Raw genomic sequence first — 25,267 nt, forward strand, 5'->3', positions numbered from 1 at the left:
AAGACGACTGAGTGTGTCGTCCCGGACCTGCAACGCTGGCGTACCGTGCCAAAATGGCAAGAACCATAGTCTGAAACCGGCAGTCTAAAGATCGGCAAATTCCTGCGTGAAACCGAGCAGGACCGTTCCATAATCCGCCTATTCGAAGTCTTCGACCAATCAATGAAAACCCGGTTACCGACATCTTTCGGCTCCGATCCGCGGCACTGAACATACCGCTTTCGAGCCCTTGTCAGTCACTGGTCCCAACGACCTGTCGAACTTGGGGATAAGTCCCCAACATGGCAGATTAAGGCCGGGACATTGGCAAAACTGTGTTTGAGGCATCACAAGGGGTTGGCCCGCTTTGAGGCCGGTCATTTCAGGAGATTGAAGCTTGTGATCCATCCAGTTTCTCCAGTGCGTTCAAGACGGATATTGTCGTTTCCGGAGGCATGATCTCGCTGATGGTCCGGCCGCCGCCGAGGCAGGTGCCGACCTCATCGATTTCGAATTGCAAGCCGCTTCCGTGAAACGGGGCCGAGATTTTTGCGTGGCCGGGCATAACGGCCCGGATCATGCGCTTTGCCTTCTGCCCGTAAAGCGAATCGGACAGGCGCGCGCGCAAGGAATCGGGCGCGGCACCGTCCCCTGCGAAGCGGACCGGGGATAGGGTTCCGTACCCGGCCTGGATGAAAGGCGCGTCCAGCGTGACCCGGGCCTGTGACCCCGACAGCACCAGGGTGTTGCGCATCTGCGTGGCGTGGCTGACGCTGATCGTTGATAGCGCCGCCGCCCCGTCCGTTGCATGACGCAGCACAAATGCGGCGGTTCTGGAGCTTCCCGTGGCAGAGCGTTCGACGGTACCGCCTTCCAGCTGAAACGGTCCCAGCAGAAACTCTGCGATCGACATCCCATAACAGCCGAGATCATGAAGGGCGCCGCCGCCGAGGGCTGGATCGGTGATCGGATCGCCCGGTCTTTCGGTGCGGGCAAAGCCCAAGGAGGCCTCCAGATGGACCATCTGCCCCAATTCGCCCGAGGCGATGCGCTGGCGCAGATCGGCCATGATCGGCAGGAAACGGGTCCACATCGCCTCCATGCAGAACACATTGGCCGCCGCCGCCGCCGCGGCGACCTCGCGCGCCTCGGCCGCATCACAGGCGAACGGTTTCTCGCAGAGCACCGCCTTGCCGGCGCTGATCGCGATCAGGCTGTGGTCTTTGTGCAAGGCGTTGGGGGTTGCGACATAAATCGCATCCACCTCGTCGGATCGGGCCAGGTCGTTGAAGTCGTCGAACACCTTTGTGCCGGGGAACAACTGCGCGAAACCTTGGGCGTTTTCGGGGGTGCGGGAGGCCACCGCGGCAAGTGTTCCGGTCCGGCTGAAACGCATGTCCTGGGCAAATCGACGGGCGATGCCACCAGAGCCGAATATCCCCCATCGAATTTTTGACCCTGTCGTTTCTGGCCCTGTCACGGATTTTCGCCTTTTTTATCGGTGCCCTTCATGCGATCCCCGCTTGCCGTCAGGAACGGCAGCCTCGCGGATCCGCGGATGAGGACCTGTTCGCCCAGTTTGCCTAAAAGATCGCCGATTACCGCGGGTGGCGCGCGGAAGCAGCGCAACGCTTCGGCAGGATCGCGGGCCTTGACGGCATCAATCATGCGGAACCAGTGCCATTTCTTCAGCGTTTCGATGTAATGCTCCCGGAGGGCAGCGCGATCCCCGTCGGGCAGGTCCGTGTGTGCCATCAAGGTCCGGTCGGCCTGGACAAGCGCACCAAGGTCGCGGGCCGAATGCTGCCCGCTCAGCGAGGTTGGCCGCGTCACGGCGACATATCCCGCCGGATCGGTCAGGCAGAAGCGCGCGCCGCGCGACAGAGCCGAGGCATAGAGCATGTAATCCTCGCCCAGGCGCATATCGGCGTCATAACGCAGGCCCGTCCGGTTCAGGAAAGCGGTGGAGATCAGCGGTTTCAGAAACCCCAACTCCCGGCGCCCGCCATGCCGGCTCGACAGGTTGCCACGCACGAAACCGGCAAAATCGAGGGTCTGGATGCCGATATCGGTTTGCGACCACAGTCGGGTCCGGGGGCCGTCGACATCACTCTCCGGAACCTTGAAAAGGTCATCGGCGACAAAATCCCAATCATCCTGCTCTGCGATGTGCAAAAGCTGCGCCAGACGCCCGGGTTCCATGAAGTCATCGGAATCCAGCGGCGTGACATAAGGCGCCGAGATATGATCCAGCGCGCGGTTGCGGGCCGCAGCGGGGCCGCGGTTTTCAGGCTGGGACAGAACCTGCACGCGATCGTCTTCGGCGGCGAGGGTTCTGGCGCAGTCCAAACTGCCATCCACCGACGCGTCATCCACGATCACCACCTCGACGGAAACCCGGTCCTGGGCGAGCGCCGAGGCGACTGCCCGAGGAAGGGTCGATTGCGCATTCCAGGTCGGGATGATCACGGCGATCCGGGCCTGTGTTCGGGGCTTGGTCACAGCCGGACTACCGGCGCGTTGCCAGGGGGCATGGCGGTTCCTTCTGCCGTTGCCGCAGCGCATCGGCAATGGATCGAAAACGTTGAAACACCACTAAGTGTTGCATACCCTGCCCATGCAGGACACAAACTGTGTATCATCCGGACCCGCAATTGAACCATTTCAAATCGCCTAAACCGTAGTTGAGCCACATGACCGATGCAACGGTAATCATAGCGGCGTGGAACGCTGCGGACACGATAGGAAAGTCGGTGAGCAGCGCGCTTGCGCAGCAATCGGTTTCGGCAGAAATCGTGGTTGTCGATGACGCCTCGGATGAGGATATCGCGGCCCGGTTGCCGGACCGCGAAGAGATCACCTTTCACCGTCTGAAGGAAAACGGAGGGCCTGCAGTGGCCCGCAATGCCGCACTTGATCTTGCCAAGGGGGACTGGGTCTGCGTTCTGGATTCCGACGACACCATGCTGCCGGACAGGCTGGCGGGAATGATCTCGATGGCGGAGCGGTTTGAGGCGGATGTCATTTTGGGAAATTTCCTCAGGGTCGACGGGGAAGGCCAGCCGCTTGACGGGGTGCCGTTCCTTCCCCCGGAGGGGATCGACCCGGAACAACCGGTCACGCTGGAGGAATATGTCGCGGACAATCTGGTGTCCCGCACCTCCAGAAGCGCGGGCTATCTCAAACCTCTTATCCGTCGCGCGTTTCTGGTGCGGACGGGGCTGCGATACGACCCTACATTGCGCAATGGCGAAGATTGCCATCTGATCTTCGACGCTCTGGCCATGGGGGCAAAGGTGCATATCCGGTCTGAGGCCGATTATCTTTACACGGTGCGCGAAGGATCGGTGTCCTACCGCATCAATCCCGATCATTTTGAGGCTCTGATCAAGGCGGACCGGGCTTTTGTCGGGCGCAATGAAGGACGCCTTGGTGCTCAGGCGATCGACCTGTTTCGCCGCCGGGAAACCGGGTTGCGGAACATGATGGACTCGGAGCGGGTTTTGCAGGCACTGAAATCGAAACGCCTGCCCGAGGCCATCCGGCTTGCCGGGCAGCATCCCGCAGCCCTGCCCAGAGTGGCACGTCAGATCGCGGAAGGCCTGGGCAAGAGACTTAGGGGGGGAAAATGACGCTAACCTTCCAGTTGACTCTCCTTGTCGATTGCAGCGACATGAAAAAAATAAGTATGGGGCAGCCGGGTCTTAACAGGATCTGCGCATGATACATCATTAAGGTGGCCAGCATCTTGCTTCCTCCAGAAGGCAATTCCAAGGACCGGCGCGCATCCCGACGGGCGACGATCCTGATGCACCGCCGCATAAACAACCTTCAGTCAGGCAGCGGTGTGCATCTGATGTGCTTGTGCACCTGCTTGGCCGATGCAGGCTATGAGATCCGGATCGTGCTCGCCCCGATCACCAGTTTTGGCAGAATCCCGTTTTGCAGGCCCGACCGGATTCTTGCCGATCGCGGCATCACGATTGACTGGCCCGGAACGGTCCGGATCGGCGATGTTTACTTTTCAATCCGCCCGACCGTCTGGATGAAAGCCCTGCGACGAGCTGCCATTCAGGTGGTTTCCGTGCCGCGCCGCTGGCTTGGTGGCGCGCACCTGCCTTATCCCAGTGATTTGAGCAAGGTGCTGGACCCGCCGGAGGCGCGCGAGGTTCAGGATGCGGCAAACCGGGCGCCCGGTGATCTGGTCGTCGCGGAATATTCCTCGCTGGCACCGCTGCTTGGCGGCTGCAGCGCCAGAAAGCGTGCGGTGCTGATGCATGATCTGTTTTCCAGCCGCGCCCGGTCATTCCAGCAGGCCGGCCGCACGCCGGATCACATTCCGATAAGCGTCGAACAGGAATGCGACCGTCTGCGGCAGGCCGATCTGTGCATCCACGCCTCGCAGATCGAAGCGGGGCATTTGCAGCAAAAACTTCCCGACATTGCCCATATCTGGATGCGCCCGGTCATCGCCGACAACAAGGGCGCCGCCGACAGCACCCCCCGTGTCGTGTTCATTGGTGTCAGCCATGGCGGCAACCGGGCGGCGCTGGATCTGATCCTGACCGAGATCTGGCCGCGTGTCTGGGCCGAAGTGGCATGCGAACTCTGGATCGTCGGGGAAATTTCGCAATGGGTCACGGACAGGCCTGAGGGCGTCCGCTGTTTCAGCTTCATGGAAGATCTGCGCGAGTTGGGGAATGGAAACACGATCGGTATCGCGCCGATGCTGGTGACCAGCGGGATCAGCATCAAGATCGGAACCTATCTCGAGCTTGGCATGCGGGTTCTCACCTTTAGCAAGACGCTCGAAGCGTATGGCGACACACTGGACGGACTGGTGACCGCCGTGGACACGCCCGAGGAGTTTGCATCAACGCTGATCTCCATGCTGACCGATCAGGACGGCACGGCGCAATGCCGCCAGGATGTGGTGTCACATCTGCAATCGCGCATGAGCAATGACGCGCTTTTGGACTACCTCAGAGCTGACTGACGGTATCTCAGCCTGGCGGGGCGCCCTCGGGCACGCTCAGTGTCTGTTCGACGGTAATGATATCCCCGGGGACAACGATCGTGTCGGGGCCTTCGAAGATCTGCCGGTCCGCGCCTTTGCCGCGCTGCAGGCGGAAGGTGCGTTCATATTGCCGGTCCTCTTCGGCAAACCCGACCTCGGCCCCGCGCTCCAGCAGCAACCGACGCGCCGTGTCGCGGCGGCTGCGCAGCAATTCGATACGCGCATTCACGTTCTGAAGCTCCACTGCGGCCTGCGTGGCTCGGTTCGCCTTGAGCGCCACAACGTCGCGTTCGGCCTCCTTGATGCTTTGCTGGGCTCGGTAGAAACTGTTCTGCAGGTCGAGCGTCTTGGCCTCGATGTCGAACACGCCCTTCTGTGCCTGGGTCAGTTGCGGCGCCCGGGCCAGCCCCTTGTCGACAAGCGATTGCGTGTTCTGCAGGTACTCTTCGGCCAGCGTCAGCTGTTCCTGCTGGCCTTCGATCTTCCTTTCCAGGGTGTTGATCTCGGTCGCCAGCAACGTGATGAGCTCGCTCAGCGAGGCCTGTTCGCGTTCCAGCGCGGTCTTGCGCGCGGTGAAAATCCTGCGCTCTTCCTCCAGCAGCAGGTCCAGAGGGGCGGAGCCGGCAACCGGCACAAGCGTGTCGGGAAATTGCAGGCTGGCCTGTTCCTCGACCTCGGCGCGCAGCCGGATCGAGGTGATGCGCGCGCGCAGCAGCTCGGTCTGGATCTGTTCCAGCGATCCCGTATCGCGCAGGATCGCCAGCGTGTCGATGCCCACCTCGTCCAGGCGCTGCCCGCCCCCGGCCAGCGCAAAGGCCTGTAGCGCGGTCAGCCCGGGCTGGGCCGGATACGCGCCGGGATTGTCCACATCGCCCATGATGAAGAAGGGGCCATATTGCACCACCTCGATGGCGATCGAGGGCGCGCTGTTGCTGCGGACCTGTACTTGCAGTGCGTCGGCAACCTCGTCGGAAAGCTCCTCGGGGGTGTGCCCCTCTGCCAGGATGCGGCCGGCAAGCGGCACCATGATGCGCCCCCCGCTCTGAACCAAGAACTCGCCGCTGACCGCCTGCCAGATGACATAGTCGCGCTCATCCTCGTCCCATATCACCACCCGCAGGCTGACCTTGTCGCCCGGTGACAGGCGATGGATGTCCGGATCGTCCAGCGACTGGGCATATCCCCAGCTTGCGCCGGTCAGGGTTGCGAGGCAAAAGACGAGCAGTCGAAGCATGTTCCATTCCTTCCGCAAACCGCGGCAACATTACACTGGTAAACAGGCACCTGCCCCGACCATATAGCGCTAGACATATGAAAATGTCCCATGTTTCTGTAGCTGGGGCCGCCCAACAGTATTTCACTTAAGGAACGTTTCGTTGCAAGGTTCTATTTCGGCAATCATTCCGACCTTCAACAGAAGCAGCTATCTGGGCGAAGCCGTTGAGGCACTGCTAAACCAGACCCGCCCCCTGAGTCAGATCATCATCTGGGACGACGGATCGACCGACGACACGCCCGAGGTCGCCCGCAGGGCGCTGAGCGCGGATCGCACCGGCGTGCTTGCGTATTTTCGGGCGAAAAACCAAGGAAAATCCGCCGCGTTGAACGCTGCAATGAAAGAGGTTCGGGGCGATTATGTATGGATATGCGATGATGATGACGTCGCTTGCCCGGACGCCGCCGAAAAGCTGGCGCATGTTCTTGATACCGGCACGGCCGGGATCGCAGCGGGGGCGCATGTCCGGTTTTCCGTGGCGCCCGGCAGCGCGGAAAAAACCTTTTTCGGAACCGGCTACTGGCCGGATCTGTCCTCGGGCAGCGTCATTCGACATCTGCTCGAAGACATCTTCTTTTTTCAGAACGCCGCGCTGGTCAGGCGGTCCTGTTACGAAACAATCGGCCCGTTTCGCGAGGATCTTAGCAGATCCATAGACTATGAAATGTTCGTCCGGTTGGGCACCCGGTTTCCGATCGAAGTGATCGACGATGTCGTGTTTTTCCAGCGCAAGCATGAGGGGCTTCGCGGTCCGGCGGCACAGCAGCATGCCGCGGCCCGGTCCGAAGCGGTCTGGTTCGAGGCCGACCGGGAAATCTTTGCGGATCTGCGCCACCGCCTGCCGGTTGCGTTTTACGCCGCTCTGTTCAAGGCGGGATCGCAGGATCTGGCGCTGCGTGCGGGTCATCTGCAGCGGGGATGCGTCTATGCGCGCCGCGGTGACTGGGGCGCGGCAATCGAGGATTTCGAAACCGCAGCCGGGATCGCCCCTGCCACCGGGTTGTCCGCGACCGAGATCGGGATCGTCCTGCGCGCCATGGCTGGCAAACATGGCAGCGCGCAGGCCTATCGCGCTCCGGTGCGCACACAATTGCTGGCGCTGGCGCGCAAGGGGACAACCGGCCGGACCATCGTCAGCGCGCTGGGGCGCGGATCGGTCTGGCGCGCGCGTGAAGCGCTGGCCAATCGGGAGTTCAGGCAGGTTGCGCGCATCGCGGCGTTTTGCGCGCGCGCCGGATCGCGGCCCCGGCCCGCGCCGCAGGCGGCAGAACTGTCCGAGGAGGGCTGTCTGACAGCAGAGGCTTATCAGTGGTGAGTGATAAAGCGCGCGACATTGATCCGGAACGTGTTGTCGTTCTGATCCCGACCCTGAACGAGGCGGCGCAGATCGAGGCCGTTCTGTGTGATCTCATTCAGGATGATCCCGTGGCGTCGCGCTGCCCGGTCATCGTGGCCGACGGTGGCAGCGATGATGACACCTGCGCGATCGTTTCGAAACTTGCGGAGCGCTTTGACAATCTGCGCCTGATCCATAATCCCGGAAAGACCCAAGCTGCGGCGATGAACCTGCTGCTGCAGCCGGAATTTGACGGGTTCGACATCGCCGTCAGATGTGATGCCCATGCGGCCTACCCCTCCGGCTATGTCAGTGGGCTGGTCCACTGCCTTGTGGAAAAGGACGTGGCCTCGGTCGTGGTACCGATGGATGCCATCGCCGATAGCGGGGAATGTTTTCAGCGTGGTCTGGTCTGGGTGGCCGACAGCAAGCTGGGCGCCGGTGGCTCGCCTCATCGCGGCGGTACGGCATCGGGGTACTATGATCACGGGCACCATGCGGCCTTCCGGATGTCCAGTTTCCGGGCTCTGGGCGGATATGATGTGGGGTTCCGGGCCAATGAGGATGCCGAATATGACATGCGGCTGATCTGCCGGGGCGACAGGATCTGGCTGAACGCCGATTTGCGCATCGGCTATTTCCCCAGACGGTCGGCCAGGCGCCTCTGGAAACAATATTGGAATTACGGGGTCGGCCGCGCCCAGACCTGCCTGAAACACAAGGTCCGGCCAGGTCTCCGACAGCTCATACCGGCAATTCACACCGGCCTTGTCCTGCTGAGCCTGCTGGCTCTGCCGGTGACCCGGGTTTTTCTGCTCTGGCCGCTTTTTTATGGCACCATTATCCTGTGCGTTGGTCTGCAGATCGCATGGAGACACCGCTCTGCCTGCGGGCTGATGGCCAGCCTTGCACTGGCCACGATGCATCTGGCCTGGGGGATGGGCTTCCTGTCGCGCCTGGTGCAAGGCAGGCCGTCGGCGCAGATGCCTGCACAGACAGAAAAAACACCGTGAGGCGCGCATCTGATGTCCACCATCGCATTCTTCGGCCATAACGCCAATGAACCCGCCATCCGCCGCCGCGCCCGCGCCTTCCAGAGCGCGGGGCATGATGTGGTGGGGTTCATGCCGCATCGCGGGCCGAAACAGGCCACGGACTGGCCGGTGATTGATCTGGGAGAAACCCGTGACAACGCTTATGGCCAGAGGATCATGTCGATCTTTCGTGGCGCAGATATTGCGGCCCGGGAACGGGACATTCTGGCGATTTGCGATGCCATCTATGCGCGCAACCTGGATATGCTGGCGGTTGCCGTGCGCGCGCGCCGCAAGCTGGGGCTGGAAACGCCGCTGATCTACGAATGTCTGGATGTGCATCATCGCCTGACCGGCCCGTCGCCGGTTGCCCGCCTGCTGCGCCGGGTCGAAAGGCGTCTGCTGGCACATTGCGCCCTGGTGGTGATTTCCTCGCCGCGGTTCGAGACCGAACATTTCGCGGTGCATTACCCGGGCGCCTACCGGGCCTTTCTGCTGGAAAACCTGATGATCGAGGGCGATAATTTCCCCGACCGTCCAGACCCTGAGCCGGTCGAAGCCGCACCTGACGGGCCGCTGCGGATCGGATGGTTCGGCAATCTGCGCTGCCGGCGCTCGCTGGATCTGCTGCTGGGGCTGGCGCGCCGGTTCCCCGATGACGTCACCATCACCCTGCGCGGTTATCCCGCTCCGGGCGTGTTCGACAATTTCGAGGCTGAGATTGCGCCTTACGAAAACGTCTCTTTCGGCGGGCGCTATTCCGCGCCGGGCGATCTGTCGGAGATGTATGGTGCGGTTGATCTGGTCTGGGCCGGGGACTGGTACGAAGAGGGGGCCAATTCGCTCTGGCTGCTGCCCAACCGGATCTATGAAGGGGGGTATTTCGCGACCCCGTCGCTTGCGCCTGACGGCACCGAGACCGCGCGCTGGCTGCGAGAGCATGGCAGTGGGATCCTGCTGGCGCCGCCGGTGGAGCGTGCCCTGGAGGCTGAAATCATCAGGTTGCTCAAGGATCGCACGCCGTTGCAGCAGTTGCGCCGTCAGTTGTTATCCCTGCCCAGAAGCGTCTTTGTTGAAAACGCGGAAACAACGACAAAACTTCTTCAGGCCGCCCAAGTGCGGCCTGATTGAACGCATGCGGGTGTCCGGGCCCTCAAATGCAGGGTTTCATGCGATGAAGGTCGTGGCACCTGTCTGCGTTGCCAACCGCTCGGTTTGTGCAATCTGGATTCCCGGCGGGGCGCAGGCTAATCTGCGACGAGGTTTGCCGCCGTGGTTTATGTGTTGAGATCATCCAATGATCGAAGGGTTCAGAACTTTGACAAGATTACCCGATTTCATTATCGGCGGCGCGCCCAAATGCGGGACGACATCGCTGCATTTCATTCTCGGGCAAAGTCCGCAGATCGGCCTGCCCGACAACGAGATTCACTATTTCGACGCCGATGATCCCATCGCGCATCCCGATTTCCTGAATGCGCGGGGCCCGGACCTGAAATGGTTCGACACCCGCCCGGCCCACAAGGCCAATCTTGACTGGTATGCCTCGCGGTTTTCGGACTTCCAGGACAAGCTGCTGATCGGCGAGGATTCCACCACCTATCTGTTCTCGCCCGTGGCGGCCCGGCGCATCAAGGAACTGCTGCCCGATATCCGCCTGGTCTTTCTGCTGCGCGACCCGGTCAAGCGCGCCTATTCGCAATATTGGCATCTGATCTGCAGCGCTCGTCTGAGTTGCAGCTTCGAACAGGCCCTGAGCCGGCACAGCTCGATCATCCTGGGATCGACCTATGCGCCCCATATCGCCCAGTATTTCGAGGTGTTCGGACGCGAAAACGTGCATATCGCAGTGTTCGAGGATTTTCTGGCCGACAAACAGGCCTTCCTTGATGGGGTCACCACCCATATCGGCGCCCCCCGGATGGATGTCGAGACGCTGCAGACCTGGTTCAACCGCACCTATTACCCGACCTGGCCCAAAGGGCAGCAATGGCTGAACCGGATCGGCGGCCGGATCGTCGCCGGGCGCTACCGCAATCACATGGGCCAGGAGATGGGCCTGGCGGAGAAAATCCGCAACAAGCTGCACTATCACTGGTTCCGGCGCATCAATCCCATTCTGCTCAAGGCGGAAAAGCCGCCGCCGATGCGGCCCGAAACCGCGTCCTATCTTGCGCATCACCTGTCGGACCGGAATGCCGGGCTGTCGGATCTGCTCGACCGGGATCTTTCGGCGGTCTGGGCGGGGTTTCGCGGATGACCACCGAGCGGGCGGATATCGTTCTTGTCTATGATCCCAGATTCTCGGGAGGGACCGCTACGGCGATGCTGGCGGATGCCAGGGCGTTTCACGGATCCGGTGCGACGGTGGGCCTGCTGCCTGTCACCTCGGGGTTTTTTACCGGGGACGGGGACAGGCCCAACGCCGCCGTTCTGGAATTGGCCGATCTGCGCGGGTTCGAACTGCTGAAACCGGGCACCACAGTGGTGACGGATACGGTTTTCTTTCACCACCCGCTGACTTTCTTTCACAAGGTGGCCGAAACGACCGAAATCCGCGCCGATACATCGGTTCTGGTCGCCCATCATCCGCCGTTCCGCGGCGATGGCTCGCTTGAATATGACCCGATCGCAACGACCCGGACCATCAGACGGGCCTTTGGCACAAGCCCCATGTGGGCGCCCGTTTCAGGGGTGATCCGCCAGCATCTGCGCAGCTTTCTGCCCTTTCTGCGGTTGACCGGTTCGGATTGGGTGAACGCCTTTGATGCGCGCCACTGGGCGCCCAGTCGGCAGGTCTTTGACGGCCCTGTTGCGACCGTGGGGCGCCATAGCCGCGAAGACGTTCTGAAATGGCCAGACCGGGCTGCGGATGTGACCGCTGCGCTGGCGCCGCCGGGGCCGGGCTGGCGCACGCGGGTCATGGGCTGCCCGGTGCAGGCGCTGGAGGCGGCGGGCGTCGATCTGGGCGGCTGGGACATCGTTCCGTTCAACGGGGAACCGGTGGACCGCTTTCTGGACAGTCTCGATGTGTTTTCCTATTTCCACAGCGACAGATGGATCGAAGCCTTTGGTCGCACCGTTCTGGAGGCGATGCTGATGGAGCGACCCTGCATCCTCGATCACAGGCTGCGCGAAACCTTCGGGCCGCTGGCGCAATATGCAGCACCCGCGCAGGTTCCCGATCTGCTGGCCGCGCTGCGCAATGATCCTGCTGGCACGCGCAGCCGCTGCGCCGAGATCCGCGGGACCGTCGCCGATCGCTACGCAAGTGCGGCGATACCGGACAGGCTGCGCGACCTACAGGGCGATCCGGGCACGTCCCGCCGCGACGGGCCGGTCCAGGCGTCCCCTCTTGTGACCTTGCGCAAGCTGGCGGGGCTGGCCCGGCGCGAGTACAGCGCTGCGCGCGCAACACAGGGCGGGACTTCGCGATGAGCCGAATAAACCTCACACAGGCGCAGACGACGGAATATGACATCTGCGTCATCGGTGCAGGGGCCGCCGGGCTTGCCCTGGCCTTTGCCCTGGGGCGGTCGGGGCTGCGGGTTCTGGTCATCGAACAGGGCGGTTTCGACCCAGGCGAGATCGACACGACCGACACCCGGGACGAGATCGTATCTCCCCAGACCCATGATCCCAGGCAGCGCACCAACCGCGAGGCCGTGGCCGGGACACTCATGGGATGGGGCGGGCGCTGCATGCCGTTCGATCCCGAAGATTTTGCCGCCGGGTCGCCTCGGCATGTGCATCCCTGGCCGATCCCTTTCGAAGACTATGCGCGCTGGGTTACGCCGGCGGCCGAATTTCTTGACACCGACCCGGTGTTTCACGAACCCGCCCCGCCCGGATGGCCCGCTGTCGAGGGCGTGAATGTTGAGCGGGTCGAGCGGCTGAATGCGCTGGAGCAGGCCGATGATCTTCAGGACCGGCTGAAGCAGGGCGATGCGCCTGTCGACCTGCTCAGCCATGCGCAACTGCTGTCCATGTGCTGGGAGGACAGTGCGGAAAACCGGGTGCATGCCTTGCAGATCCTGCAGGACGGGCAGACCGCCACCCTGCCCTGCCGACAGGTTGTTCTGGCCTGTGGCGGGCTCGAGAGCACCCGCCTTCTGTTGCTGGAACAGGCCGCACAGCCCTCTGTCTTTCAGGGATCATCCGAGGCGCTCGGGCGGTATTACATGGGGCACTTGACTGGTGCGGTCGCCGAGATCACGTTTCGCGATCCCGAGATATGCGACGGTTTCGGATATCGGAGCGAAAACGGTCAGAGCCCCTATCGCCGGCGGTTTGTCCTGACCGGTGAGACGCCGTCCAATGTTGCATTCTGGGTCGAAAACCTCGCCCCGTCCGATCCCCGGCACGGCTCGGGTGAAATTTCCGCCAAACATCTGCTGAAACATTCCGAACGCTTTCAGAACCCGGCGCCGCACATCGCCAATATCCTGCGCGACCCGGTCGGGATGTTCGATGCCATGCGCGCGGGTGCAAATCGGCTTTCTGCAGCCGCCGCCCGACGCCCGCAGCGGCTGGTCGCCCACGGGCGGGGGCCTTATGCCCTGGCCTATCATGCCGAGCATTTCCCCGAGCATGACAGCCGCGTCATGTTGTCGGACAGCACCGATCGCACCGGCCGGTGCAGGCTGAAGGTCGATTTCCGCTATGGGCAACGCACGGTGCAGGCACTGGTCGACAGCCACAAGTTGCTGGCTCGCAGGCTGCAGGCGGGGAATGCCGCAGAGATGGTGCTGCCCGAGGATGACACCCTGGCCGAGGCCATCATCAAAAAATCCCGCGACGGCTATCACCAGATCGGGCTGACACGCATGTCCGATGATCCGAAAGACGGCGTTGTCAATACCAATTGCCGCGTCTACGGCACCGAAAACCTCTTTGTCGCATCCGCATCGGTGTTCCCGGTCTCCGGGCAGGCCAACCCGACCTTGTCTGTTGTTGCCATGGCGTTGCGCCTGGCCGATCATATACAGGACCAGCACCGGACGGGATCCGCAACGTGACCGGAACGATGACATATGCGTCACGCCGCGAGGCGTTCGAACACCGGCGGGATCATATCCTGGTCACGCTGTGGTTCTTCGTCACCTTCAAGCAGTTCCGGTATGACGAACTGATCTTGTATCCGCTCGCGCTTTATTTCGCCTGGGCCTTCCTGCGGGACTTTCCCAGGATCTTCCCGCTGATTGCGCGCAGTTTTATCCTGTTCGTCTTTCCCGCCTGGTGGCTGCTATCCGTTTTCTGGGGGGACCAGACCGGGCTGATCGTGAAATCGGGTCTGCAACTGACGCTCACCATCATGATCTGCTACTGCATCGCGACCCGCCTGAGCGCGCGCGACATCTTCATATCACTTCTCCTGACATCGGCATATTACGGTGTCATGAGCTTCCTGGCGCCCTATCTGGGGACCGGGACCATCGCCAGGGGGGCGTTTTCGAGCAAGAACACCATGGGGACCGCCATGGTCATTCTGTGGCTCGCGTCGCTCTGCGTGCTGGTCGATCCCGGCTTCTCGCGCAAGCTCAGGCTGTTAGCCGTGGCGACGGCGGGCCTTGCGGTCCTGCAGATCCACAGGGCGGATTCCGCAACGGCGACGCTGCTTGCGATCGGCATTCTCGGGCTGGTGTTCCTGCTGGGTATCGTGCCCCGATCCGGTATTCTGAGGCGTCCTTGGTTCTATGTGGCGGCTCTGGTGGTCCTGGGCGCTCTGTTTCTGGCCTCGTCATGGTTTTTCACGTCGCAGACGGTCGACCCGGTCAATGCGGTTCTTGGCGCCTTCGGCAAGGATGGCACCCTGACCGGCCGGACGGTGCTATGGCAATATGCCACCCGGCAGATCGAGCAGACCCCGCTTCTCGGCGTCGGGGCCGGAGGGTTCTGGACACCTTATGACAAACTGTCCGAGGCCAGCCGCATCTACGAGGAATTTCACAAGGCATCCTATGCCACCTTCTCGTTTCACAATTCCTATTACGAGATTGCCGTGCATCAGGGTCTGATCGGATTGTTCTTCTGTGTCCTGACCGTTGTCTGGACCATCGGCTCTATCCTGATTGCCAGAGATAAATCCGACCCGATTGCGTCTGTTTTCTTCCTGTGCGTCTGTGCCGTGACCCTGGCTCGGAGCATGACGGAATCGGATTTGCTCGCGCCGTTTGCGCTTTTGACAATACTGTTCCTGACAGGAGGATTGATGTCGCGCCGGTCTGTATTGGAATCCAACGGTTTGCAGGCACGTGGGGACACGCCAGTCACCGGATTCAACCTAAACCGCGTTGGAATTTCCTAAGCGTCGGCCCCTCGCCAGAACGGGCTTCGGCGGTTTTGTCCCTTGCGGGATCGTTCAGGCTGCTCTGCAATGCCTGCACTCGGTCATGCTGCAAATCCTCTGTGAACGCCTCAGGACGTTGCCACCTTGCGCCGGAGGGCGAATACCACGCCGCCAGCCACCGCCTGCACCAGGGCGAAAGCCAAGGCGATCCAGGCGAGTGAGATCGCTGACGAGGCGGGAACCCCAAAAAAGCCGAACAGCACGATAAAGGCCTGCTCCCTGACGCCGATACCGTTGATCGAGATTGGCACCATCATGATGAACAGCGACACCGGGATCAGGGCGAAATAGTAGATCACCGGTACGCCGAATCCCAGCGCCTGGGCGATCAGGTAGAAATGCAGCACGACAATCGCCTGAAAGACGACCGAAATCAGGATACAGCCATAGACCGACCCCATCCGGCCGGAAAACACGGCGGATGTCTCGGTGATCTTCGAGATGATCCCCTGCGCCCGGCGGAACGGTCCCACCTCGCTGACCCGGGTGGCAAGCCTGCGGAACGGGTTGCTCAGAAAGGTGAGCGAAATGACAATGACCGCCGCGCTGACCGCCACCAGGACCCACAGAATCCCCGTCTCTTCGACGATGTCCCAGCCGATCAGCGGCAGGGCGATAAGCGCCAGGACCAGAAGGGCGATCATGCCAGTCAGGCGCTCGACGAACAGGATCAGCAAGGATTGGGTATAAGACGGTACCCGGTCGGAGATATCCAGCGCCCGCATGAAATCCCCGCTCATCACACCGGGCAGGAAGGAGTTGAAGAAGATCCCGATCGCGTAGGCGCGGATGAGCTCGATGATCGGGACCAGGAAGTTCTGGGCCCGCAACAGAATTTGCCAGCGCCACGAACACAGCAGAAATCCGAAGATATGCAGCAGGAAGGCGGCGGTCAGAAGCCAGGGATCAGCCCCGGAGATCGCCTGCCAGATCTCGTCGACATTATCGACCTGTGTATGGAGAATATAGGCGATCAGAGCTGTGCTCACGACGGCCTTCAGGGCGTATTTAAGCAGCGCCTTTCGTCTGGCAGGTTTGCTCACGGGCCCTGCCAGTTCCTCGCGGTCAGAGATGCTCACGTCAACCGTCCCGCATCTTGATCAGCTTCGCAGGGATGCCACCGACGATGCTGTAGGGGGCGACGTCCCGGTTCACCACGGCGCCGGCCGAGACGATGCTGCCCTGCCCAATGCGGACCCCGTCCAGGATCTTGGCGCCGGCGCCAAGCCAGACATCGTCCTCGATGACGATCCCTTTGCCTGTGATTGGCTGCTGGTTCATCGGCAGGGAGAGGTCCCCGTATTCGTGATCACCCGAGACGATATGGCAATGCCCGGCGATCAACGCGTTGTTGCCGATGTCGATTCCGCCGAAGCCGTTCAGGATCGTATAGGCCCCGACGAAACAATCATCCCCAAGCGTAACATGCCCCTCATAGCCGGTCTCGAAACGCACGCCCTGGGCGATCTGGTTTCGCGCGCCCAATCGGATCGAGGCTGCAGCGCTCTTGATATCGAAGCAGACCTGCTCGTCGATGAGTGTGCCCTCGCCGATAAAAAGCCGTTTCGGGCAGCGCAGCGTGACATTGCGGGAAAACGCAACACCGCGCCCGCAATCCCCCAGAAACCACGGATAAAACTTCTGGCGCAGGAACACGCCCGCCGCACCGGGGAAACCGGCGAAGAGCGTCACATAAAGCTCGTAGCGGATGAAGGCACCGATGCGGTCGCTGCCGACGATCCGCGCCATGTATTTTCTGAACGCGCCGCCTTCACGGTGCGCCAGGCGATCGGACTTTATGGGTGAAGACAAACGAACTCCCTTCGTTCCAGCTTGAGGCGCAACGGGTCTAACCGCAACGCAGTCTGGCATCTCTGCCAGGATCTTTGAAGAGGACATGGGAATCATCGCTCAGCCAGGGGCGGCCAGCCGTTTCGGCGCTACGCAACAGGTTTTCGATCGCGCAGAGGGAGATAGGGCCATCCTGCCCTGCCATCTGAGGCGTGCAGGAGGATGCCCGCGCCCATGGCGGGGAGGGCCGGGGCAATGGTGAACCACACTGCAGGCGCGATGGGGCAACACGTCTCATTTGGCCATATCCGGTGCCACCGCAATGCGTCTGCTTGCCAGGACACGTTTCACAAGATTGGCCGCAACCCGGCGGGATGTCGTGAATTTGACGCCGGAAACCGTGTAGAGGCCGATCGGCCCCCCCTCATTTCCATGGTCAAAAACGATTTCACGAACAGAGAGTTTGGCGGTGCCGGCTTCTCTGGCAGGCAACAATCCTGCATGGATTTTCGATATGTGTTCGCGCGTTGCACCCAGCGTCGGGACCGACAGGTTCAGGGCCTCCAGAAAGGCGTCGATGTCAGCCTGTGGCGGATGGACCGGATCGGGACCTTCGTGCCAGCTCGTGTGCCACGTACCGGCAAACGTGCCCCCCCGGACCGGATACAGAAACAGCGTTGGATCCGTCTTATCCGGCGGCGACACCGCCAGCCCCAGCGGTGCCGGTGGCGGCAGGTCGAGAACGAGGTTGAATGCCAGAGAGGGTCTGAAGAGCTCTGGAACCGGTCGATCAAACCTGGCGGCAAGTTCGGCGCACCAAGGACCGGCAGCATTCACGACGACAGGGGCCCGCAATTCCTCTTCATCGCCTTGCGGGCGGCGCACCTTCACGCCCGTCACCGAGCCCCGGTCAGCTTCGAGCGCCAGGGCTTCGGCCTGCTCGATGATGGTGGCCCCCGATGCTTCGGCCCGGGCACGCAGAGCCGCAACAAGGGCGGCGCCATCTTCTGCGACCGCATCGTTCCAAAGCGCACCACCAAGAAGACCATCCGTCCGGATCTGCGAACAGGTCGCGCTCACGTCCGAGGCGCTCAAAACCCGCCCGCGCGCAAGAACGCTATCGGGCGACAGCCCCGCGTTTCGATCCAGTGTCAATGCCGCGTCGAGGGCAAATGCGGCCCGAAACACCGCCGGATGCCGCATCTTTCCCCCATAGAGCGGCATGAGGAAGCCCATCGGACGAACAAGATCGGGAAAGTTGCGCAGGAACCAGCGTCGCTCGGTAATGGATTCACGAAGTCGCGGGATGTCCAGTGTTTGAAGGTACCGCAGGCCACCGTGCAGAATGCGAAACCAGTTCGCGGAGGTTGCGCCACCGATCTGGTTGCGCTCGACAATCGCGGTGCGCAAACCAGCGCGGCCCGCTTCGAGCCCGATCATCAAACCGTAGACACCACCGCCGATCACGATGATATCGAATTGTTCATGCGCCGCGTGAGCAGGGTGAGAACGTAAATTCACAAATGTCTCGCCTATTTACCAAAACACAAGCAAGGCCCAAAAAAGACCAGATGGAAACAATTTCCCTAGCTTGGGTACCACAGGCCGGCCCTCAGCAAAACTCTTTGCGAGCCGGGCTTTTTCTGCAAATCACTGTGGGCTCCAAACGGGTCGGCACTGGCATTCCACAGCCGCGGAATCGACAGCGTCGCCATGAGGTTCCGAGCCTGCCGGGGATCAGAAACAAACACGATCAACGCTGCGTATTGACGACAATTTCTCTCATGCGCCTGCGCCATGATCCTTCCCGGCAACAAAATCTTGACACGGTCTGCGATTCAGCGATCTCTTTGATTGGTTCTCGAAAGGAATCGGGCGTCTGCCTCCACAGCTGGAATTGGTTCGACGGCACGACAATCGGACATCATATTTGTTATACTTGTTGCTTTGAAAGCTATTTGACCAATGTACCTAGTCGATGCCCACGTCCATCTGCATGCGTGTTTCGATCCTCCGGAATTCCTGGATGCCGCCGGCGGGAATTTTTCGCGCCTTCTTCATGGCCTTGACCTACCCGAGTCGACACCCGGCGTGCTGCTTTTCACACAGTCCAGAGGCGCGGATGCATTCGGCGGGCTGCGCCCCGGACATCTGGGCGGTTGGACGATTGACGAGACCGGAGAACCGGTCTCGTTGCGCGCCTCGAAAGGCGGACAAACCCTCGCCCTGATCGCAGGACGGCAGATCGTGACCGAGGAAGGACTCGAAGTACTCGCATACGGCACCGCCGGTCCGTTCCCTGACGGCGAGCCGATAGAACGCGCCATCGAACGCGTTTTGGATGCCGGTGGCGCGCCAGCCCTGCCCTGGGGTTTCGGCAAATGGTCCGGTGCCAGGGGTCGCGTGATACAGCGGATCGCCAATGATCACGCGCGGTTTCCATTCCTCTTCTTTGGTGACAATGCGGGCCGCCCGGCGCTGTGGTCCCGACCGCGCCTGTTCGGCGAGGTCGAGCAGCTTCGTCGCGTGATCCTGCCCGGCACGGACCCGCTGCCCTTCCGCGGTGAACTTCACAAGGTCGGCCGGCTTGCGTTTGTTGCAAATGACGAGTTGTCGCTGACCCATCCCTTCCAGAGTTTCCGCACCTGGCTGGAGACATGCACGGCGACGCCCCAGATTCAGGGTGAATACGAATCCCTTTCTCGTTTCCTGCATCGCCAGGTCGCCATGCAGTTCCGCAAAAGATTGGGAGCAGCGTGATGACTTGGACCAGCTATCGCAGCTCCGTGACCTTCGGGGCTGACACCCTCGCTTTGCGCTGGATCGGTGGCGATGACAGTCTGGCACAGATGAAACGCGACCTTCAGGGCCTGTTCATATGAGTGGTGCCGTCCGTCGCGAACCGGTGCCACAGCGCTTCAGCCGCATTGGAGGATCCTGAAATGTGCGGAATTGTCGGAATTGCTGCCGCCGCCAGTGCCCCTCCATTGGACATATCTCAGGTCAGCGCCATGTGCGATACCATCCTGCATCGAGGGCCCGACGAGGAGGGACTCTACCTTGACGACGATCGTCGCGTGGCGATGGGCATGCGGCGGCTTGCCATCATCGACCTGGCAGGTGGACAGCAACCGATCTTCAACGAAGACCGCAGCGTGGCCACCGTATATAACGGCGAGATCTACAATTACCGGGAGCTCCGCACGGAACTCGAGGCCAAGGGCCATACTTTCAGAACGAATTCCGACACTGAGGTGATTGTACATCTTTGGGAAGAGCACGGGCCCGATTTCGTGGATCGTCTGAACGGCATGTTCGCCATCGCGCTTCATGATCTCCGCGCAGGAAAGCTCTTTCTGGCGCGGGACCATCTCGGGATCAAGCCGCTCTACTGGTCGGCCACGGGCAAGCACCTGGTCTTCGGATCCGAGATCAAGGCGTTGCTTGAAACCGGCCTGGTCGAGCGCCAGCTGGATGTCGATTCGGTGAGACAGTATCTGTCGTGGGAGTATGTCCCCGCGCCGCGGACACTTCTGCAGGGCGTCTACAAGCTTGAAGCGGCGCAGTGTCTCTTACTGGATCTGTCTACGGGAGAGCATGAACTCCGCCAGTATTGGAACGTGCCGCATGCCGATGACTCGACCGCGACCTGGTCGGATGCCCAATGGCAAGAGGCGGTCGCCGAGCAACTCGACGTCTCGGTCAGGGCGCAGCTCATGAGCGAAGTGCCCCTTGGCGGGCTCCTGTCCGGCGGGGTTGACAGCTCACTCGTCGCGTCCGCGATGGGCCCGCTAAAAGCGTTCAGCATTGGGTTCAACGAGGCCAGCTACAACGAACTGCCCTGGGCGCAGAAGGTGGGGGCGCATCTGGGCGCGGAACACCACGTCAAGATCATCGACTCGTCCGTGCCCGCGCTCTTCGACCGGTTGATGCACTTCATGGACGATCCGATCGCCGACTTCTCGATCTTTCCGACATTCCTCGTTTCAGAACTCGCGCGGGAACATGTTACGGTCGCGTTGACCGGCGATGGCGGTGACGAGCTTTTTGCCGGATACGAGACCTTTCTGGCCCAACGGGCGGCGCGCACCTGGAACCTGATCCCCGCCGCTCTGCGCAACAAGGTCATCGCACCTATCGTGGACGCCATTCCACCCACCGAGGCCAAGAAAAGCACCGTCAACAAGGTCAAGCGTTTCGTCGAGGGCGCGCAGCTCGACCCGGAGCTGTCGCACGCGCGGTGGCGGATTTTCGTGACCGAGGCGCAAAGCGCGGCGCTTCTGACACCCGAAGCGCTGGGGCGGGCACCGACCGATCTCGGCGCACATATCCGCGATTTGACCCGTCGTGCCGGGGACCGCTCTGATCTTGATCGGCAGCTCTATGTCGATCTGCGCAGCTATCTGCCGGACAATTGCCTGACGAAGGTGGATCGCATGTCCATGGCGGTGTCGCTCGAAGCCCGGGTTCCTCTGCTCGACAAGGATTTCGTATCTCTGGCCTATCGCGTGCCGGAGCACCTCAAGATCGGGCCCGACGGCCTTAAGACCCTGCTGAAGCGGATTGCTGCGGAACGGGTGCCGCGGGAGTGTATCTATCGCCAGAAGCAGGGGTTCTCGATGCCGATGAAGACCTGGTTGAAGAATGAATACCGCGCGCGCATGGAAGAGCTTCTGTCCAAGCGCCGACTGACGGCGGAGGGGCTTTTTAACGCCAATTTCGTCGAAAAACTGAAATCTGAACACCTTGCCAACCGGGCCAACCACAGCCACGCGCTCTGGGCGCTGATGGTGTTCCAGGACTGGCGAGAGCGGTGGTCAGTATGAGCACACAGACAGAGGACCGGACATGAACGATCAGGAAGAACGCCTTGCGCTTGTCACCGGGGCGACCGGGTTCACCGGCGGACATCTCGCCCGGACCCTTCTCGACCGGGGATGGCGCGTTCGCGTCCTCGCCCGCCGTCCGGAGGCCGCGCGCGGGCTTGCCGATCAGGGCGCGGAGGTGGTTGCGGGCGATATCACCGACCCCAAGGCCGTGGCGCAGGCGACGCAGGGTTGCACGCATGTTTTTCACATTGCTGCGTATTATCGCGGCTCAAGTCTCGACGCAGCCGACTATCGCGCTGTCAACGTGGACGGCACGCAATATGTGCTCGATGCGGCGGATAAGGCCGGTGTGACGCGGGTGGTTCATTGTTCCACCGCCGGTGTCCATGGCGATGTCGCGACGATCCCCGCAAAGGAAGATGCCCCTTTCAATCCCGGTGATGTCTATCAGGAGACGAAGCTCGAAGGCGAGCTTCTGGCGGCCGAGGCCATCAAGACCGGCCTTCCGGGCGCGATCTTTCGTCCGGTGGGCATCTACGGTCCCGGCGACACGCGCTTCCTGAAGCTATTCCGCGCCATCCACCGCCGCCGCTTCATCATGTTTGGCAAGGGCGAAGTCCTGTATCACCTGACCTACATATCCGATCTGGTGGATGGGATAATCCTGCTGGGGACCCACGAAAACGCTCTTGGCGAGACATTCATCCTGGCCGGAGAGCGCTACTACACCCTGAAGGACCTTGTGGCCATGGTGGGCAAGGCGGTTGGTGTGGCGCCTCGGCGCGGGCGAATTCCCATCTCGATGCTGCTGGTGGCGGCACATATGTCAGAGGCGATTGCGCGTCCGCTTCGCATTGACGCCCCGCTGCAGGTGCGGCAGTGCGATTTCTTCACCAAGGACCGCGCCTTCGACATTTCAAAGGCGCGTGAGTTGCTAGGGTACAACCCGACTGTCGAACTGCCTGACGGCCTGGGCCGCACCGCGCAATGGTATCAGGATGAGGGTATGCTCGGCTGAACCGGCATTGTTGATGGCGTGGATGCCCCCTCAGCTGCGGTTCCCGATCTGACGGGCGGGAATGCCCGCAACGATGGCATTTTCCGCGACATCCTTGGCCACCACGGCACCGGCACCGATGATTGCACCATTGCCGATGCGCACCCCATCGAGCACGCGCGCTCCGGCGCCAATCCAGACATCGTCGCCGACGACCACCGGGCCTTTGGTAATCAGTCCCTGAGTGACCATTGGCCCGGCACCCAGTGCGGTCTTGTACCGGCCACCGCCAAAGTAGCACTGCCCTGCGATGATCGCGTCATCGCCGATCTCGATGCCCGAGACCGCACTGAAGTAGCACTGGCTGCCGATTGATCCGTTTGCCCCGATGCGCAGGTAACCGCTTTTGATCCCAAGGCAGGTATCACGGGCGATCAAGGTCCGCGGTCCGATCACAAAGTCTGCAGGGCTTTGGGCGCCCCGCGCATCAAGCGCGCAGCCATCATCGATTGTAACGTGATCACCCAAACTCATGCGCCCAGGACAGCGCAGAGAGATATTGCGACCGAAATTCAGCCCCCGTCCCGCCTTGCCAAAGAGCCCTGGCAGCAAGACCTTGCGGAGCGCAAAGCCCAGGGCGCCTGGCATCGGTGTGGCGAAAAGAATCGCCGCTTCGTATTGCAGAAGCTTCATGGTGGAGGGATCGCCCACGAAGAATGCCTTGTATTTCGCAAGTGCCGAGCCGCTTCCCGAGAGCGTGTCGACGACGCGATCCTTGGGGGGCTCCGCAGGGGCGGTATCGGTCTTGATGTCTTCTTCGGTCATGCATCGCCTCATGCAAGCGGGCTAAGGGTGGGCGCAGTGGCATGAGGGATCATCCTGTGCCGCGACAGCTTTGAACCGGCCGGATGAAACCGCCATGCGACCGGCCATTTCTCTTATGCCAACAGAATATCGGGATCCTGCACGAATAGAACCAGGGAAGTGTCCGAGGTGATCTCATAACTGCCACCGCCAAGCGACGCACCCTTGAGCAGCCCGGCACTTGCACCATCCACGTCGATGTCGGACCCGTTGATGGTGATGACGACGCCCGTTCCATCGAGTTGATCCGCAACCGTTGCCGCACCAAGCGACTGCTCAAAGACCAACCGGTCGGAGCCCTGGTCGCCGAAATCTAGAATGGCATCTGCCGAGGCGGCATTCAGGGCGAAATCCGCGCCGAAGATGAAGCTGTCATCGCCCTCTCCTCCGGTCAGGGTATCGGCCCCGGCGCCGCCATCGAGGCGGTCGGTTCCCGCGCCGCCCAGCAGGCTGTCGTCACCGGCACTGCCGCGGATCACATCGTTGCCGTTGCCGCCGTCCAGAAGGTTCGCCTGCGCGTCACCGATCAAAAGATCCCCGGCCTCGCCGCCAATGACATTCACGGCATCCAGCGATATCCCCGATCCTTCGATCGTTCCGGCCGAGAAGCCGATCTCTTCTTCCAGAAGATCGGCCATCGCCTGCGCATAAAGCGCATCCCCTGCATCGGTGAAATGCACCTGATCCGGCAGAAGTTCGTTCTCGGTGATCGGGGGTTCGAACAGATGCAGCGTTGGGTGCGTGGCTGCTTCCGAACTCACGATCTGGCGAATGCCCGGAACGAAGGTGCCGTTGCCCGCGTCTCCGGCGACCATTTCGCCATTGACCATGCTGTAGCCCTCGTTGGTTGCGGCAACGATGTCGGCAAAGGCGGGTTTCACCGGCACCAGCGAAATGACCAGATGACGGTCCTGCGCCCCTTCCAGAGCGTAGAACTGGTCGATCAGGGCCTGAATCCCACCCAGAACCTGATCGACTTTCGTGGGTCCGTTCAGGTCATTCGTGCCCATCATGAACCAGGTCACATCGGGATTGATCTCATCGACGGTCAACGAGAAATTCATCGGAGCGCTCGGATCATCGGTCAGCGCTTCCGCCAGGGTATGACCCGGAGTGGCATTGTGATCCCTGTCGATCATGCCGTCGGGGCCATCGTTGAAGCGGCCGACATAGTCGATCCAGATATTGTTCGCGGACAGGGTGTCGAACAGATCGTCGCGGAAACCGCCTTCGACATCCGGATTTCCGAATTTGTATCCTTGTGTCAGCGAATCCCCGAATGCCATGACCGTTGCCGCAAACGCGTAGCTTGACTGCGACAGGTCGACGGTCAGCGCCCGGCTCTCTCCGGTGAAATCACGCTGGCCCACGGACAGGAAGACGGTCGCGCTATCGCTGCTTTTGCCGTCACTGATCGTATAGTCGAAACTGTCGCTGCCGACATATCCGGCAGTCGGCGTATAGACGACCTCGCCATTCACAATCGCCACGGATCCATTGCCGGGCTGAGCGGCAATTCCGCTGACCTCAAGTGTTGTCAGATAGTCCGCATCCGGATCCACATCGTTGCTCAGAACATCGATCGTCCAGGAACCGGAGCTTTCCACGCTGACATAATCGTCGTTTGCGACCGGTGGAGGATCCATGGTGATCAGCCGACCGTTGGCTTCCATTGCGGCTTCGGTTCCGGCGAGGTTCTTGACGCCGGTGAGCAGGGCAACGGGGACAAAGCCGCTGGCGCCGTCGGGGTTGATCTCGAGCAGCGTGTCATCGCCAACCGTGGTGAAGCGCACGA

21 protein-coding genes are annotated in these 25,267 nt (G+C 61.5%); 13 read left to right on the top strand and 8 right to left on the bottom strand.

Going from position 1 to position 25,267, the window contains the following annotated elements; all coding sequences use genetic code 11:
* Positions 1-361: 361 nt before the first annotated feature.
* Complete coding sequence (locus AB1E33_RS29085) at positions 362-1,459, bottom strand: Gfo/Idh/MocA family protein (RefSeq protein WP_372580717.1); 1,098 nt, start codon at positions 1,457-1,459, stop codon at positions 362-364.
* Complete coding sequence (locus AB1E33_RS29090) at positions 1,456-2,481, bottom strand: glycosyltransferase family 2 protein (RefSeq protein ID WP_372580718.1); 1,026 nt, start codon at positions 2,479-2,481, stop codon at positions 1,456-1,458. Before AB1E33_RS29090 ends, AB1E33_RS29085 begins: the two co-directional genes overlap by 4 nt.
* Positions 2,482-2,672: 191 nt before the next feature.
* On the opposite strand from AB1E33_RS29090, the gene AB1E33_RS29095 reads away from it, so the two are divergent.
* Both AB1E33_RS29095 and AB1E33_RS29100 read left to right on the top strand, forming a co-directional pair.
* Positions 2,673-3,611, top strand: coding sequence for a glycosyltransferase family 2 protein (locus AB1E33_RS29095; RefSeq protein ID WP_372580719.1), 939 nt, complete (start codon positions 2,673-2,675; stop codon positions 3,609-3,611).
* 116 nt (positions 3,612-3,727) lie between these two features.
* Positions 3,728-4,975 (top strand): glycosyltransferase, encoded by a 1,248-nt coding sequence (locus AB1E33_RS29100; RefSeq protein WP_372580720.1) that lies wholly within the window; start codon positions 3,728-3,730, stop codon positions 4,973-4,975.
* A 7-nt stretch (positions 4,976-4,982) separates the two neighbouring features.
* Here AB1E33_RS29100 and AB1E33_RS29105 read toward each other — a convergent pair whose 3' ends face one another.
* Positions 4,983-6,230, bottom strand: coding sequence for a polysaccharide biosynthesis/export family protein (locus AB1E33_RS29105; protein WP_372580721.1), 1,248 nt, complete (start codon positions 6,228-6,230; stop codon positions 4,983-4,985).
* 142 nt (positions 6,231-6,372) lie between these two features.
* Between AB1E33_RS29105 and AB1E33_RS29110 the strand changes: the two genes are divergently transcribed.
* From AB1E33_RS29110 to AB1E33_RS29140, 7 genes are all read left to right on the top strand, one after another.
* Positions 6,373-7,587 carry a glycosyltransferase family 2 protein gene (locus AB1E33_RS29110; RefSeq protein WP_372580722.1) on the top strand — a complete coding sequence of 405 codons (1,215 nt, stop codon included), beginning with the start codon at positions 6,373-6,375 and terminating at the stop codon, positions 7,585-7,587.
* Positions 7,584-8,621 carry a glycosyltransferase family 2 protein gene (locus AB1E33_RS29115; RefSeq protein ID WP_372580723.1) on the top strand — a complete coding sequence of 346 codons (1,038 nt, stop codon included), beginning with the start codon at positions 7,584-7,586 and terminating at the stop codon, positions 8,619-8,621. The genes AB1E33_RS29110 and AB1E33_RS29115 overlap by 4 nt, the downstream gene beginning before the upstream one ends.
* 12 nt (positions 8,622-8,633) lie before the next feature.
* Complete coding sequence (locus AB1E33_RS29120) at positions 8,634-9,773, top strand: glycosyltransferase family protein (protein ID WP_372580725.1); 1,140 nt, start codon at positions 8,634-8,636, stop codon at positions 9,771-9,773.
* A gap of 187 nt (positions 9,774-9,960) precedes the next feature.
* Positions 9,961-10,902 carry a sulfotransferase family protein gene (locus AB1E33_RS29125; protein ID WP_372580726.1) on the top strand — a complete coding sequence of 314 codons (942 nt, stop codon included), beginning with the start codon at positions 9,961-9,963 and terminating at the stop codon, positions 10,900-10,902.
* Complete coding sequence (locus tag AB1E33_RS29130) at positions 10,899-12,080, top strand: glycosyltransferase family protein (protein ID WP_372580727.1); 1,182 nt, start codon at positions 10,899-10,901, stop codon at positions 12,078-12,080. The genes AB1E33_RS29125 and AB1E33_RS29130 overlap by 4 nt, the downstream gene beginning before the upstream one ends.
* Positions 12,077-13,660 (top strand): FAD-dependent oxidoreductase, encoded by a 1,584-nt coding sequence (locus AB1E33_RS29135; RefSeq protein ID WP_372580728.1) that lies wholly within the window; start codon positions 12,077-12,079, stop codon positions 13,658-13,660. Before AB1E33_RS29130 ends, AB1E33_RS29135 begins: the two co-directional genes overlap by 4 nt.
* A complete protein-coding gene (locus tag AB1E33_RS29140) occupies positions 13,657-14,949 on the top strand; it encodes an O-antigen ligase family protein (protein ID WP_372580729.1) in 1,293 nt (430 codons plus the stop codon). Before AB1E33_RS29135 ends, AB1E33_RS29140 begins: the two co-directional genes overlap by 4 nt.
* Before the next feature lie 110 nt (positions 14,950-15,059).
* Here the strand turns inward: AB1E33_RS29140 and AB1E33_RS29145 are convergent, their stop codons facing one another.
* The 3 genes from AB1E33_RS29145 to AB1E33_RS29155 all read right to left on the bottom strand — a co-directional run bounded on the left by AB1E33_RS29145 (position 15,060) and on the right by AB1E33_RS29155 (position 18,303).
* A complete protein-coding gene (locus AB1E33_RS29145) occupies positions 15,060-16,070 on the bottom strand; it encodes a lysylphosphatidylglycerol synthase transmembrane domain-containing protein (protein ID WP_372580730.1) in 1,011 nt (336 codons plus the stop codon).
* Between the two features lies 1 nt (position 16,071).
* Positions 16,072-16,803, bottom strand: a complete 732-nt coding sequence (locus AB1E33_RS29150) for an acyltransferase (protein WP_372580731.1) — start codon at positions 16,801-16,803, stop codon at positions 16,072-16,074.
* Positions 16,804-17,076: 273 nt separating this feature from the next.
* Positions 17,077-18,303, bottom strand: coding sequence for an FAD-dependent oxidoreductase (locus AB1E33_RS29155; RefSeq protein ID WP_372580732.1), 1,227 nt, complete (start codon positions 18,301-18,303; stop codon positions 17,077-17,079).
* Positions 18,304-18,873: 570 nt separating this feature from the next.
* Here AB1E33_RS29155 and AB1E33_RS29160 point away from each other — a divergent pair.
* Genes AB1E33_RS29160 through AB1E33_RS29175 form a run of 4 tightly spaced genes read left to right on the top strand, consistent with a single transcriptional unit; the run spans position 18,874 to position 22,629 of the window.
* Complete coding sequence (locus tag AB1E33_RS29160) at positions 18,874-19,542, top strand: hypothetical protein (RefSeq protein WP_372580733.1); 669 nt, start codon at positions 18,874-18,876, stop codon at positions 19,540-19,542.
* Positions 19,542-19,664 carry a hypothetical protein gene (locus AB1E33_RS29165; RefSeq protein WP_372580734.1) on the top strand — a complete coding sequence of 41 codons (123 nt, stop codon included), beginning with the start codon at positions 19,542-19,544 and terminating at the stop codon, positions 19,662-19,664. The genes AB1E33_RS29160 and AB1E33_RS29165 overlap by 1 nt, the downstream gene beginning before the upstream one ends.
* Positions 19,665-19,724: 60 nt before the next feature.
* Complete coding sequence (gene asnB, locus AB1E33_RS29170) at positions 19,725-21,608, top strand: asparagine synthase (glutamine-hydrolyzing) (protein ID WP_372580735.1); 1,884 nt, start codon at positions 19,725-19,727, stop codon at positions 21,606-21,608.
* A gap of 22 nt (positions 21,609-21,630) precedes the next feature.
* On the top strand, positions 21,631-22,629 hold the full coding sequence (locus tag AB1E33_RS29175; protein ID WP_372580736.1) for an NAD-dependent epimerase/dehydratase family protein: 999 nt from the start codon (positions 21,631-21,633) through the stop codon (positions 22,627-22,629).
* Positions 22,630-22,659: 30 nt separating this feature from the next.
* Here the strand turns inward: AB1E33_RS29175 and AB1E33_RS29180 are convergent, their stop codons facing one another.
* Together AB1E33_RS29180 and AB1E33_RS29185 are read right to left on the bottom strand one after the other, a co-directional pair.
* Complete coding sequence (locus tag AB1E33_RS29180) at positions 22,660-23,433, bottom strand: acyltransferase (RefSeq protein ID WP_372580737.1); 774 nt, start codon at positions 23,431-23,433, stop codon at positions 22,660-22,662.
* Positions 23,434-23,546: 113 nt separating this feature from the next.
* The coding region (locus AB1E33_RS29185; RefSeq protein ID WP_372580738.1) for an Ig-like domain-containing protein at positions 23,547-25,267 on the bottom strand (1,721 nt) is incomplete at its 5' end.

Source organism: Ruegeria hyattellae (assembly GCF_041537925.1).
GTDB lineage: Bacteria > Pseudomonadota > Alphaproteobacteria > Rhodobacterales > Rhodobacteraceae > Ruegeria_C.